General features: G+C 61.3%; 12 protein-coding genes and 1 tRNA gene. 5 read left to right on the forward strand and 8 right to left on the reverse strand.

Annotated elements, in window-relative coordinates:
- Positions 1 to 72: 72 nt before the first annotated feature.
- Positions 73 to 1194, reverse strand: a complete 1122-nt coding sequence (locus tag O3306_RS10280; RefSeq protein ID WP_272006609.1) for an MmgE/PrpD family protein — start codon at positions 1192 to 1194, stop codon at positions 73 to 75.
- 119 nt (positions 1195 to 1313) lie between these two features.
- Here O3306_RS10280 and O3306_RS10285 point away from each other — a divergent pair, with 119 nt between their 5' ends.
- Positions 1314 to 1601 (forward strand): VPLPA-CTERM sorting domain-containing protein, encoded by a 288-nt coding sequence (locus tag O3306_RS10285; protein ID WP_272006612.1) that lies wholly within the window; start codon positions 1314 to 1316, stop codon positions 1599 to 1601.
- Positions 1602 to 1793: 192 nt separating this feature from the next.
- Here the strand turns inward: O3306_RS10285 and O3306_RS10290 are convergent, their stop codons facing one another.
- Entirely contained in the window at positions 1794 to 2999 is a 1206-nt protein-coding gene (locus O3306_RS10290; RefSeq protein WP_272006614.1) for a methionine gamma-lyase, read from the reverse strand.
- A 111-nt stretch (positions 3000 to 3110) separates the two neighbouring features.
- On the opposite strand from O3306_RS10290, the gene O3306_RS10295 reads away from it, so the two are divergent.
- Positions 3111 to 3569, forward strand: coding sequence for an Lrp/AsnC family transcriptional regulator (locus O3306_RS10295; RefSeq protein WP_272006617.1), 459 nt, complete (start codon positions 3111 to 3113; stop codon positions 3567 to 3569).
- Positions 3570 to 3702: 133 nt separating this feature from the next.
- Here O3306_RS10295 and O3306_RS10300 read toward each other — a convergent pair whose 3' ends face one another.
- Positions 3703 to 4254, reverse strand: a complete 552-nt coding sequence (locus O3306_RS10300; RefSeq protein ID WP_272007050.1) for a 2OG-Fe(II) oxygenase — start codon at positions 4252 to 4254, stop codon at positions 3703 to 3705.
- 165 nt (positions 4255 to 4419) lie between these two features.
- Here O3306_RS10300 and O3306_RS10305 point away from each other — a divergent pair, with 165 nt between their 5' ends.
- Entirely contained in the window at positions 4420 to 4782 is a 363-nt protein-coding gene (locus tag O3306_RS10305) for a hypothetical protein (RefSeq protein WP_272006620.1), read from the forward strand.
- Position 4783: 1 nt separating this feature from the next.
- On the opposite strand, the gene O3306_RS10310 is transcribed toward O3306_RS10305, so the two are convergent.
- Positions 4784 to 4858 (reverse strand) — tRNA-Glu (locus O3306_RS10310).
- Between the two features lie 119 nt (positions 4859 to 4977).
- On the reverse strand, positions 4978 to 6723 hold the full coding sequence (gene recJ / locus O3306_RS10315; RefSeq protein WP_272006623.1) for a single-stranded-DNA-specific exonuclease RecJ: 1746 nt from the start codon (positions 6721 to 6723) through the stop codon (positions 4978 to 4980).
- Positions 6724 to 7125: 402 nt separating this feature from the next.
- Between recJ and O3306_RS10320 the strand changes: the two genes are divergently transcribed.
- A complete protein-coding gene (locus O3306_RS10320; protein ID WP_272006626.1) occupies positions 7126 to 8706 on the forward strand; it encodes a hypothetical protein in 1581 nt (526 codons plus the stop codon).
- 187 nt (positions 8707 to 8893) lie between these two features.
- On the opposite strand, the gene glpX is transcribed toward O3306_RS10320, so the two are convergent.
- The 3 genes from glpX to O3306_RS10335 all read right to left on the reverse strand — a co-directional run bounded on the left by glpX (position 8894) and on the right by O3306_RS10335 (position 11629).
- The gene (gene glpX, locus O3306_RS10325; protein WP_272006628.1) at positions 8894 to 9859 is read right to left on the reverse strand and encodes a class II fructose-bisphosphatase; all 966 of its coding nucleotides are present in this window, start codon (positions 9857 to 9859) and stop codon (positions 8894 to 8896) included.
- A 100-nt stretch (positions 9860 to 9959) separates the two neighbouring features.
- Positions 9960 to 11246, reverse strand: coding sequence for a homoserine dehydrogenase (locus O3306_RS10330; protein WP_272006630.1), 1287 nt, complete (start codon positions 11244 to 11246; stop codon positions 9960 to 9962).
- An 83-nt stretch (positions 11247 to 11329) separates the two neighbouring features.
- On the reverse strand, positions 11330 to 11629 hold the full coding sequence (locus tag O3306_RS10335; protein WP_272006633.1) for a hypothetical protein: 300 nt from the start codon (positions 11627 to 11629) through the stop codon (positions 11330 to 11332).
- A 119-nt stretch (positions 11630 to 11748) separates the two neighbouring features.
- On the opposite strand from O3306_RS10335, the gene O3306_RS10340 reads away from it, so the two are divergent.
- A complete protein-coding gene (locus O3306_RS10340; protein WP_272006635.1) occupies positions 11749 to 12336 on the forward strand; it encodes a TetR/AcrR family transcriptional regulator in 588 nt (195 codons plus the stop codon).
- Positions 12337 to 12467 lie beyond the last annotated feature (131 nt).

Below are 12467 nucleotides of genomic sequence, written 5' to 3' on the forward strand. Positions count from 1 at the left end.
GAAACGAATTATCAGGGGGGTCACTTTTGGACGCCGATTACCCCAATACAGGGGTCAATCTTGCATGCCGGTTCACACATTCATCTCATTGAGCTCCACGACAGTAATCCTGCGGGCCAGATCAACCACGCTCGCATCGCCAAGGGCAGAGGCCGTCAATGGCATCAAGCTGATTTCGCCGCGCACCGCTGCAAGCGCCATACAGAAGGGTACGCTATATTGAGCGCTTTCCAGGGTTTGCGGATCAGTCTGATTGTTCAAACTTTTGGCCTGGTGGAATGTCTCGACCCGAATGGCGTCAATCCCGGCGGGCTCCAGATCGTGGGCCGCCATTAGATGCATCAAGGCTTCGGTCGCGCTGTGTATCCAGCGACAGCAACTATATTTCTTGAAGTACGTCCGCATGATGGCGGGCTCGGACCGAAGCGCGGCGGTGAGGGAAGCCCCATCGATCCTCTCTTCGATGTCGAGCGCATCCCGACTGCCGGTAAATCCAGCCTCTGCCAAATCAGCAGCGATCATCCCGGCGACCACAGACCATGCCATGCTTTCCTTGACGTTGCTGCCCATTTCAGTGCTGAGCGTCAGGTCGGAAACGCGGGGGCCGTGATAGGCGCAGATCGCCAGAGCATGCTGAATGCGCGCGGAGTCGAGGCCCTTCAAGAGCGCCGCAGCGGCGGTCACACCAAAGGACGTGTAGTTGCCGGAATGGTACGAGGGCCGCTGTTCCGAGGCACCGATACAGACGGCCACTTCATACCCCGCGATGATCGCGCGTAGCAGGGTTTCCTTGTCGCTACCAAGCTCTTGTGCAAGCGCCAACGCGGCTGGAACAATCGCGCCGCCCGGATGGCCCATCGCTTGCCGGTTGCCGTCATCAAGATCAAGGATCGTGGCGGCAATCGAATTGACATAGGCCACACCAATGGGCCCGTATGTTTCGTCCAGAAACCACGGGTGAAGCGCGCCACCGGGGAAATGACGCTTGGCAACTGTGCTGACAGCCTGCGTCGCGGGATGGGTGCGCCCCGCGATGGCGCATCCCATGACGTCGAGAATGCAGCGCTCTGCCTGATGCAGCACGTCCGGATCGAGAGAACAGGACGCCAACCGAAGCACCTCCGAGGCCAAGCGCTCTGTCGCATATCGGTCCCGAGGCTTCGGCTCTTCAAGCTTAAATCCGCGTAAAGTCATGTCGTGATACAACTCGCCAAAATCCACGTGCTCGTTGCCAACATGCTATTCGGGCGATCCGCGCATGAATTTCACAAACTGGCCATTTATTTCAAAAATGGGCCAGAAGGAGAGGCGGAATGCCCAAATCCTACCTGCAGACTCTCGTTATGAATGAGGGACCGGCAGGGGCACGTCAGTCCCACTTCCTCAGCATCAAGACGAACGCCACGCATTACGAGAATACAGGGCGCGCCACCATTTTCGGACGCCACATCGACTATCCGGGCCAGACCTTCCGGCTGGATTACTCAGGTCTGGCCGTGCCCACAGTGGCGCCGGTTCCCCTGCCTGCTTCCATCCTGTTGATGTTTGGCGGGCTGGGCGCGTTGTTCGGCCTGCGTCGAAGAAAATCCGGCAAGACCTGAGCCTGAAGCCGGATTGCCCGCAGAAGATGAGCCATGCGTCTCTTCTTTGGACGCCCGAGAGGAGGGGCGCCTGGGAACCTGAATGGGGCTGACCTGAATTAGCGGACCCGATGGGGAGCGGGTCACCAAGTTCTTCGATCGCGGGCGCATCCGGTGAGATGAGCGGATCGTGACAGCTTCCTGAGGTATTGGTTACGCGGCGGATCGGATTGGGGTCTTGGGTAAAGCTTGTGCCAAGTCATCAAGCACGTCATCGACTCCCTCCAGGCCGATTGACAACCGCACCAGTCCTTCGCTGATACCATGCGCGGCACGTTCTTCGGGCGTGTATGTCGAATGTGTCATGCTCGCAGGGTGCTGAACCAACGTCTCGGCATCACCGAGCGATACGGCTCGCGTGATCAGGTTCAGCCGGTTCATGGTTTCGATCCCGGCCTGCATCCCGCCTTTGAGTTCAAACGCAATCATGCCTCCGAACTGCGCCATCTGCCGTTTCGCCAGATCGTGTTGCGCGAAATCTGGCAGGCCCGGGTAGTAAACCTCAGCTACCGCATCAGACTGCGCCAGCATCTCGGCGACCTGCATGGCGCTGGAACAGTGGCGGTCCATGCGCAGCTCAAGTGTCTTGATCCCGCGCAGGATCAACATGGCATTGAAGGGGGCCATGACCGCCCCGGTCATGTCCTTCATTCCACAAAGGCGGATCTCGCTGACCAGTTCCTCGGATCCGACCAACAGACCCGCAACCACGTCGCCATGCCCGCCCAGGTATTTGGTTGCAGAATGTACGACGATATCTGCGCCGTGTTTGATCGGTTGGGTCAGGTAAGGCGTGGCATAGGTGTTGTCGACGATGACCAACGCGCCACTGGCGTGGGCGATATCGGCAACCGCCTGTATATCCACCAGTCGCATATTGGGGTTGGCGGGAGTCTCGAAGTAGACAACCTTGGTCTTTTGGCTGATCGCAGCTGCAAGGTTTTCTGGCTTCGTCAGATCAACATGGGTGATGGTGATGCCGAACTTGGCCAGTCCGTGCTGCATGAATGAAAATGTGCAGCCATAAAGCGTCTTGTCGAGAATGACCTCGTCACCGGGCGCAAGCAGCGTCCACATCGCAGCACTGATTGCTCCCATGCCCGAGGCCAAACCCAACCCCGCCTCGGCGCCTTCAAGGGCTGCGATACGTTGCTCCAGAAGGGCGGTCGTCGGGTTGGAAATTCGCGAATAGATATGCCCCGCGCGCTCACCTGCAAACATCTCACCGCCCGCCTCGGCGGTCTCGAACGCAAAGGTCGAGGTCAGGTGGAGCGGGGGCGTCAAGGCGCCCTCGTTGTCCATCGGATCATAGCCATGATGGATGGCGATGGTGGAAAAACTATCGGGACGATTGCGCATATCAAGCTCCTGCATCTTTACGGGCACGATATGATGTAAATGAGGCTCTTGGATTGCAAGATAAGGCCGATATGGTTACTATTTTAGCATATTATGCCAAGGATTTGCCAATTGGACCAGAAAGACCGTCAAATCATCCGCGAGCTCCAGCGCAACGGCCGCATGACGAATCAAGACCTTGCCGCTGCGGTGAATCTGTCGCCATCCCCTTGTTTGCGCCGGGTCAAACTGCTTGAGCAAAGCGGGGCGATCATGGGCTATAGCGCCAGCATAAACGCCGAGGCTTATGGCCTGCCGGTCACTGTCTTTGTCCGTGTCAGCCTGAGAGGGCACACCGAGACCGTGGTGCAGCAGTTCGAGCAGGAAATCAGCCGCGTAGATCAGGTGCTCGAATGTTTCGTGATGACAGGAACATCGGATTACCTGCTTCGCGTCGTTGTCGCCGACCTGACGGATTACGAAAATTTCGTTCGCAAGCGGCTTCACCCTATCGGCAGCATAGGGTCGATCGACAGTAGCTTTGTCTATGGGGTCGTGAAAAAGACCAACGTGTTTCCGGTGGTTTCATAAGGGTGTATTGGCCGCTTGGCCGCTACTGCCAACCAATTTCAACCAGCCCTTTTCATGTAATTGAAAACAAATCACCCCATGCCCGTAGAGGACATTTCATAGGTGAGATGCAACTATCCGCTTCGGGCTGAGGTTAGCGGAATGCTGGGCCATGCGCCCAAACAGTCATCGAATAACGTGTACCACTTTTGACTGGCGATACCTGGTGAAGCGTGAAGCTGGGAAAAATACTAACACACCCCTGGGTGCGATTGGCGGTGAGGATTTGAGCGCCAGGCATTATCTCCAGATTGCCGCCTTCGTAGCTATCGGAAGCACTTAACTGCAGCACGAGGGTGAGCTTTCGCTTTCGAGAGACCGGGCCTCCGCCAATATCGGAGTGCCACGCAAAATGTCCGCTATCTGACGCCTTGTAGATTGCCACCTGAGGGCTTTCGGCAAATTCGCGCAGATCGAATCCAAACTGATCTCTGTTTGCTCTCCGAACAAGTTCGATGAGGCGTTCCATCACCCACTCCATGCCAGCCAAGTTATCTGTCCAGACCAACTCTGCCTTGCGAAGATTGTGATTTTTATTGCGGCCAACGAGCAGAGCTTCATCGGTTGGCGCATCGGAAATGGTCGCAATAATCAGCTCGCATTCGCTTTTACTAAACGCATCGGGTATCGCATGTAACGAGAGCATTCCGTCCACCTTTTCGAATTTCAAAAGAGACTTCGTCAGAGCGCACGCAGGGTTGCCGTCAGCCTGCCAACTGTAAGGAGCTCGGTCAAACCTCGTAACATGGTTCGATCGCCAGTGTGCGAAAGATATGGCCAATGAATACTGTGAGGGTTGCACTCTGCACCGATGGCGGATTTCGGGATGCGCAGGGCAGTGAAGCTCCGTTTGGTGGATGGCCGCCAAGCTTCGCGCCTTGCCAGCGTGGCCGCGGTGTCGGTGGGATTCGAGCGTGCCGAAACCCTGCGAAAGTGGCTTTTGGAAAAATCTCCGCACTCGGAATTGCTCGTACACGATGCAACGAATGGGGGAGCAGACGCGCTGCGCGAAACCCCCATGGCAAAAGCGGCAATCGCAATCCTTGAACGGCAAGCATGGCTCGTCAGGATGGCCCCTGAAACAGTGGTGCGCGGGGCAGTCCACGTCAAGGTGGGAGATGCAATGGAGGGAGCTAGTTGTTGTTTAAGAAAGACAATTACTTATTCGAGATAAGTGGCAGCCCGTAGGGGAATCGAACCCCTCTTTCCAGGTTGAAAACCTGGCGTCCTAACCGATAGACGAACGGGCCAGCGCTGTCGTGTGGCGCTTCGTAGGCAAATCCGGTTTCATGTGCAAGAGGAAAGTGCGCGGTAGCCCCGGCAATTTTTCCGATCATCGCCTGACCGGTCTGCGCGGGGGTGTTTGCGCTCATTCCGCGGGGGCGGCGTCCTCCAGCCGCAGTTGCACGCTCTCGCGGCCTTGCCAGCGATTCAACTCCAGCCGCCCGGCAAGGTGGAACCGTGCCCCGCCATGTGCCTCCAGCGCCGGACCCAGCGGGCCATCGAACGCGCCGAAAGAGATGGCGTCCAGTTGCGGCCCCGTATCGCCGCCAAAACGCAACTTCAGGTGTCGCTCGCCCACGCGTTTGGCAAAGGTGATTCGCATGGCGGCGAAGGCATGGCGCGGGGCAGGGGCGCCAGCTCCGAAGGGACCGGCGGCATCGACCTGCGTGATCAGTTCGGGCGTTGCCGCCCCCGGCATCAGCAGCCCGTCGAGCGTGAGATCGGCAATGCCCGCCCGGTCCGCCCCTTGCCGCGCCAGCAGCGCCGACAGGCGGTCCATCGCGGCCTCCAGCTTGTCGCGGGCCACTGTCAGCCCGGCGGCCATCTTGTGCCCGCCACCCTTGAGCAGCAGCCCCTCAGCGGCCAGTCGCTGAATCGCAGCACCCAGATCGACGCCGCTGATCGACCGGCCAGAGCCCTTGCCGGTGTCGCCATCGAATCCGATCACGATGGCGGGGCGGTTGGCGGCCTCCTTGAGGCGGCTGGCGACAATGCCGACGACACCGGGGTGCCAGCCTTCGCCCGCGGCCCAGACAAGCGGCGCGTCAAAGCCTCGCGCCTCGGCCTGATCAAGCGCGGCGGCCTGCACCGAGGCTTCGATTTCGCGGCGTTCGGTGTTCAGATGATCAAGCCGTTCGGCCATCGCGCGCGCCTCAGCCGGATCGAGGCTCGATAGCAGGCGCGCGCCAAGATCGGCCTTGCCGATGCGACCGCCTGCGTTCACCCGTGGCCCAAGCACATAGCCAAGGTGGTAGGCCGCCGGTGCGGTATCCAGCCGCGCCACATCCGCCAGCGCCACCAGCCCCGGCCGGGCGCGCCGGCCCATGATGCGCAGGCCCTGCCGGACAAAGGCGCGATTGACGCCGATCAGTGGCGCGACATCCGCCACCGTCGCCAGCGCCACGAGGTCGAGCATCGCGATCAGGTCCGGCCCGGTCTTGCCCGCCTTGCGCAATTGCCGCCCGGCCTCGACCAGCAGCAGGAACACCACCGCCGCCGCACAGAGATGCGCCAGGTCGCCGCTCTCGTCCTGCCGGTTGGGGTTCACCACGGCCAGCGCATCGGGCAGGGTCTCGGCGCCCAGGTGGTGATCGAGGATGACCACGTCCGCGCCGATGGCCGCCGCGACGGGGCCGTGGCTGAGCGTGCCGCAATCGACGCAGACGATCAGGTCATGGGTCTTGGCAAGGGCCGCCATCGCTTCGTCATTGGGGCCATAGCCTTCGTCGATGCGGTCGGGGATGTAGAGCGTCGCCTGGCGCCCCAACTGCCGAAGCCAGTCGATCAGCAACGCGGCAGAGCTGCCGCCATCCACGTCGTAATCGGCAAAGATCGCGATCCGCTCTGCGGCCGTCACAGCCGCCAGCAGGCGCGCCGCGGCACGTTCCATGTCCTTGAGGCTGCGGGGGTCTGGCAGCAGGTCGCGCAATTGCGGTGCAAGGAAGCTCTCGGCTTCGGAAGGGGCCACGCCTCGCCGGGCCAGCACCTGACAGAGCGGGCGGGGCAGGGCGGTCTGTTGCACCAGCGCCTCTGCCTGCCTGTCCATCTCGAGCGTAGGGCCGGTCCAGCGGCGTCCGGTCAGGGAGTGCTCAACATCCAGAAATGCTGGCACGGCAATCTCCCTTCTTCTGTCCAAAAATATTCCCGCCGGATGAGTATCACCTACCGCTCGGGAAGTCTTGCAGATTTCCTGCACTGATAGACCTACTTCAAGCGCGGTGTGTCGTATTTCTCGTACCGTGCATCAAATGATCGTGCTGACCCAGATTCCGAATCCACAACGGGCACGGAATGCGGCCGCATTTCCTGCGATATGCGTCTGGCTTTCGAATGCGCCGTCAGCTCGTTCCTTGTTTTTTCGCCGGTTTTCTGCTTAGGTAGGGAAAGTCCATTTTTGCAGCAGAGCAATTTGTTTTCAAAAGTGCCCGCCAAATTGTTGCGGGGTATATCGCCTGTCATTTTGTAATGATTGAATTCTTTTTAATAAAGAATGAGGACATTGAAAATGGCCAACATGCGAAAATTATTGCAATTTCTACGTCAGTTAATCCGCGTTTTGGCCCTGTGCGGGATCGCCGGGATCGCGCACGCCGCTGACAATGAAATCATCATCATCATCGGTGACGAGGGCTGGTGCGACGGCGTTGGCCAAGAGGTGATCTATACCCCAGAAGGGGAGTTGAACGATTGCGGGTGTTCGGACGGGTTTGACCAGCTCGACCCACCGGACGAAAACGGCGAGCCTCTTTGCGGCTATGATTTCGGTTCCGACACGCCGGGTCCGGACGGAGATGGATCAGGGCCGGGCGACCCGCCGAGTGGCGGCGGTGATGATGCGCCGGACGCACCCACGCTGGCGCAATGCCAGCAGATGAATACGCAATGTCTGCGCGATGCGACCAATCTGACCCAGCAATGCCGCGACAATCGTACGCGGTTCAACCATAACCAGTTGGCAAATGGCGAAGCCTGCCATGACCAGTCTTTGGACGACCTGCTGGACGGGTTCCGCTATCGTGTTGCCTGGTTGACGATAGCCTGTACCCGAGAAGATTTCTTCGATATCACATCAACCTACACGGACAATTGTCGCCGTCAGGCCATCCGGCGCGGCATGGATCGCTGCCAGTGGGGTATCGACGCACGCTCGCAAAGCAACGGCAGCAGTTCCACCGATACGATTACCTTCAAATCTCCGATATTCAGCGTGAGCGGCAGCGGCACACGCACGACCACGCTGTCGGTCACTACCCCCTTTGGCATGGGGTCCAATCAAGCCTGCATGGCAATGGGCACCAAGGCAGTTGATCAATGCACCGCCGATCTGAATACTTGCACGGCCGAGGCTGAAGCAGGCACAACACCCACCCCGCAGATCGTCACACCAGGAGCGACGACCGATACGACGGCGACAATGTCGACGGGAACGCAACCGGTTGCAGCCGGTCAGGGGAGCAGTGGACCGCAGATCGCGAATGTGGATCAGCCGTTAGCAACTGATGCACCCGATACGCTGGCCCCGCTCAGCCTGAACGAGCGGTTGCGTTCGCAAGTGGATCGCGCCCGGCTGGGGCTGCTGGATGACAACGTGGCCCCAAGCACACGGCTCTATCGTGCGCTACCTCGTCAACGGTTGGAGATCCCGGCGCTTTATACCGAACGGCTGTGGTTTCTGGCCAATTGGTCGCATTTCCTGCGGCGCAATGCGGTGCCGGATGTGGCAATGCGGGCGATGGAGACTGCTCTGCGGGCAGAACAGTTCGCAGTGCAGTCGGAATTTCAGACCGAAACGGGGATTGTTGAGGCGGTTTTTGCCGTGGACATGCGTACCGGGGCGGTGGGCAGTGACGCTTTGCGCGATCTGTTGACCATGTACCGTGCGCGCGGCGGAGTGCGGCGTCAAATGGTGACTGGCCAGGCTCGGGTGCAGGTGGCCGCCAAGGAGGTCTTTGGCGAGACGTTGGGTTCGGAATTCATGGATACGGTCTGGCCGGGCATGTTGACCTTTGGCTTTGCGTCACCATTTGAACTTCGATTGGGGGTCAGACCGGTCGAAGGCGGAGAACTGGCGCCGACCGGACCGGTCAATCAATAGGCGGCAAAGGCTGCCCGGTTTTCCAGGATGGGGAAACCACGCCACCTCTGTTTCGGCGACCCGCCCGGCCAGAAGCTGCCCGAGCGCATCACCTTGGAACGGTTTCGGTTGATCGGCGCAATCAGCCGACCGATGGTCTCATTCCAGACGCAAGACCGGAGCAAGCGGGACCAACCAAGGTCGCTGCCTACTTCACCGGGTTGCGATAAAGCATGCGGCGCACTGAACCGGTCTTGGACCGCATCAGCACAGTTTCGGTCTCGACATAGCCGGGGCGGCGCTTGATGCCTGCAACGAGCGAGCCATCGGTCACGCCGGTCGCGGCAAAGATCACATCGCGGGTGACCATTTCATCGCGGTTGTAGACGCGGTCGAAATCGGTGATGCCTGCCTTGGTGGCGCGGCCGCGTTCGTCGTCATTGCGAAACAGCAGCCGTCCCCAGATCTGACCGCCCATGCATTTCAGCGCGGAGGCTGCCAGAACGCCTTCGGGCGCGCCGCCGGAGCCCATGTACATGTCGATACCGGTCAGGCGCGCTTCGGCGCAGTGGATCACGCCGGCCACGTCGCCGTCGGGGATCAGATAGACCGCAGCACCGGTGCCGCGCAGCTCGGCGATCATCGCCTCGTGGCGGGGGCGCTCCAGCACGCAGACGGTGATTTCCGACGGGGCGCAGCCACGGGCGGCGGCCAGCGCCTCGACCCGTTCACGCGGGGACATGTCCAGCGACACCACGTCCTTGGGATAGCCGGGGCCGATGGCCAGCTTGTCCATGTAGACGTCCGGTGCGTGCAGCAGGCTGCCGCGCGGCGCCATGGCGATCACGGTCAGCGCGTTGGGCATCGCCTTGGCGGTCAGCGTCGTGCCTTCCAGCGGGTCCAGCGCAATATCGACGCCGGGGCCGTCGCCGTTGCCCACCTCTTCGCCGATGAACAGCATCGGTGCTTCGTCGCGTTCGCCTTCGCCGATCACCACGACACCCTTGATGGCCAGCTGGTTGAGCTGCTCGCGCATCGCGTTGACGGCGGCCTGGTCGGCGGCCTTTTCGTCGCCGCGTCCGATCAGATCGGCGCAGGCCAGGGCGGCGGCCTCGGAAACGCGGGCCAGCCCCAGCGAGAGCATACGGTCGTTGAAATCAGGTTCGGCGGTCATCTGGGGTCTTCCTTCTGGGAGGTTCGGGGCAGGTGCCCGCAGGCATAATCAGCTTTATCGGCACATTTTGGGCCGCACAAGGGGCGGGACTGTGGCAGTTTCAGACGCTCTCGATGCGCAGGGCGACGGGTTCGGCGGTCATGACGTCGAGCCGCGACATGGCTGCAAGGGCAATGTCGAGTGCCGCGCGGGTGGTCTTGTGGGTGACCATCAGCACGGGTGCGGCGCTTTCGTTGTGCTGGTATTGACGCATGCGGTCGATCGACACGCCGGCCTCGCCCAGCACTGCGGCGACCTTGGCCATCGCGCCGGGCTTATCCTCCAGCGCGAGGCGCAGATAGTAGGGCGCAGGTGTGACGGCGCGGGCAGGCTTGGCGCGTTCCAGCCCGGTGGCAGGTTGGCCGAACACCGGCATGCGGAAGCCGCGTGCGATATCCATCACGTCGCCCATTACGGCGCTGGCGGTGGGGCCCATGCCGGCGCCCGGACCGCGCAGCACGATCTGTTCTACATTGTCGCCTTCCAGCACGCACATGTTGGTGCCGCCTTCGAGCTGTCCCAGCGGGCTGTTGTCCGGCACGAGGCAGGGCGACATGCGCTGTTCCAGCCCGCGCCCGGTCATCTGGCAGACGCCCAGCAGCTTGATCCGGTAGCCCATGTCGGCGGCATGGTGAATGTCCTCGATGGTGATCTTTTCGATCCCCTCCAGCTCTACCGCGTCGAAATCGACCTGCGTGCCAAAGGCGATGGCGGCCAGCAGCGACAGCTTGTGCCCGGCGTCGATCCCGCCCACATCGAGGGTCGGATCGGCCTCCAGATAGCCCAGCTGGTTGGCCTCTTCAAAAACTTCGGCATAGGGGAGGCCCGCCGATTGCATCCGCGTGAGGATATAGTTGCAGGTGCCGTTCATCACGCCCATGACGCGGGTGATGTCGTTGCCCGCCAGCCCCTCGGTCAGCGCCTTGATCACCGGGATGCCGCCCGCCACGGCGGCCTCGAAACGGATGACGCGGCCCGCCGCCTCGGCGGCCAGTGCCAGGGCGTGGCCGTGATGGGCCAGCAGCGCCTTGTTGGCGGTGACCACGTCCTTGCCGGCCGCGATGGCGGCTTCGGTGGCAGCCTTGGCCGGGCCGTCGGAGCCGCCCATCAGTTCGACGAATACGTCCACATCGTCACGCTGTGCCAGCGCGACCGGGTCATCTTCCCATGCGTATCCCGACAGGTTGACGCCGCGATCCTTGTCGCGCGAGCGCGCACTGACGGCGGTGATCTCGATCGGGCGGCCTGCGCGCGCCGCCAACAGATTGGCCTTTTGCCGGATGATCCGTACGGTGCCGGTGCCGACCGTGCCCAAGCCGGCAATCCCGAGGCGTAAAGGATCAGTCATGGGCGTATCTCCGCTAAAAAAGGGTGTCTGGCGCGATGTACATGGATCGCGGCGGCCATGCAACGCGGGTTTTGCCGCCGCGCTCAGGAGGCGATGCCGTCCCGCATTCGGGCGCGGGTGTCTCCGTCTATCACGGTGCGGCGCAGGCGGGCTGCGCGCGCCTTGAGTCGCGCCACCCGCGCTTCCACGGTTTGCGCGGTGCCCGGCGTGATGCGTCCCGGGCCGGTGCGGATATCCAGCGTATCGAGCGGCACCAGATCGGGGTAGGGCGCATCGCGGATGTCGTCGCTGACGACGGCGTCAAGCTCGGGGAACTGGCTGCAGGCAGACAGAGCGGCCACGAGGATCATCGTGATGGACAGGGTGACGGGCGCAAGGCGCATAGGGTAGGTCCCGGATCAAGGCGGCGGTTCAGGGCGGCGTGGAACAGTCTTGCCATTCTTTTGCAGGTCTGGGCAAGCGGGGGCTTTTAAATGAACAAATGTTCAGTTAAAAGTCGCGCATGGCCCGTACCATAGGTTCCCACTCCGGCACGACCCGCCCACGCATCCGTGCAGCCGCCCTGCGGCTCTTTGCGCGGCACGGCTATGCGGCGGTGTCGATGCGCAAGATTGCCGCCGAAGTGGGCGTGCAGGCCGGGGCACTCTATAACTATACCCCGGACAAGCAAAGTCTCCTTGTCGATCTGATGCAGGGGCATATGCGTGATCTGCTGGCGGCCTGGAATGACGTACCCCAAGGTGAGACACCGCTTGATGCCCTGGAGGCCTTTACCCGGTTTCATATCCGATTCCATTCGGGGCGGCCCGATGAGGTCTTTGTCTCCTACATGGAATTGCGCAACCTGGAGCCGGAAAACTTTGCGGTGATCGAAGGTCTGCGCCGCGACTACGAAGAGCAGCTTGAAACGATCATCCGGCAGGGAATCGCGACAGGCGATTTTGTCGCGACAGAGCCGAAGGTAACGTCGATGGCCGTGATCGCCATGCTGACCGGGGTAAACACCTGGTTCCGGCAGGACGGGCGGCTGAGCCTGGACGATGTCGAGGCGCTTTATTGGGAGATGGTGCGCAAGGCGGTGGCGGCCTGAGCGCGCGGCTTCTCGGCCCTGGTGGGCATCCTCGCTAATTCGCGCGATTGCGCAGGAGGTCGCAAATATAGGCGACATGCCGCAATCCGCACGTCAATTTGGCCGAATTGAAACCCAAAGAGGCGGGGCAA

The organism is Roseovarius sp. ZX-A-9 (assembly GCF_028369135.1).
GTDB lineage: Bacteria > Pseudomonadota > Alphaproteobacteria > Rhodobacterales > Rhodobacteraceae > Roseovarius.

Excerpts from the sequence above, each read along its gene's own strand:
- O3306_RS10305 (WP_272006620.1), top strand. The coding sequence starts at position 4,420 with ATGGCGGATTTCGGGATGCGCAGGGCAGTGAAGCTCCGTTTGGTGGAT.
- O3306_RS10320 (WP_272006626.1), top strand. The coding sequence starts at position 7,126 with ATGCGAAAATTATTGCAATTTCTACGTCAGTTAATCCGCGTTTTGGCC.
- glpX (WP_272006628.1), bottom strand. The coding sequence starts at position 9,859 with ATGACCGCCGAACCTGATTTCAACGACCGTATGCTCTCGCTGGGGCTG.
- O3306_RS10280 (WP_272006609.1), bottom strand. The coding sequence starts at position 1,194 with ATGACTTTACGCGGATTTAAGCTTGAAGAGCCGAAGCCTCGGGACCGA.
- O3306_RS10335 (WP_272006633.1), bottom strand. The coding sequence starts at position 11,629 with ATGCGCCTTGCGCCCGTCACCCTGTCCATCACGATGATCCTCGTGGCC.
- O3306_RS10330 (WP_272006630.1), bottom strand. The coding sequence starts at position 11,246 with ATGACTGATCCTTTACGCCTCGGGATTGCCGGCTTGGGCACGGTCGGC.
- O3306_RS10340 (WP_272006635.1), top strand. The coding sequence starts at position 11,749 with ATGGCCCGTACCATAGGTTCCCACTCCGGCACGACCCGCCCACGCATC.
- O3306_RS10290 (WP_272006614.1), bottom strand. The coding sequence starts at position 2,999 with ATGCGCAATCGTCCCGATAGTTTTTCCACCATCGCCATCCATCATGGC.
- O3306_RS10285 (WP_272006612.1), top strand. The coding sequence starts at position 1,314 with ATGCCCAAATCCTACCTGCAGACTCTCGTTATGAATGAGGGACCGGCA.
- O3306_RS10300 (WP_272007050.1), bottom strand. The coding sequence starts at position 4,254 with ATGCTCTCGTTACATGCGATACCCGATGCGTTTAGTAAAAGCGAATGC.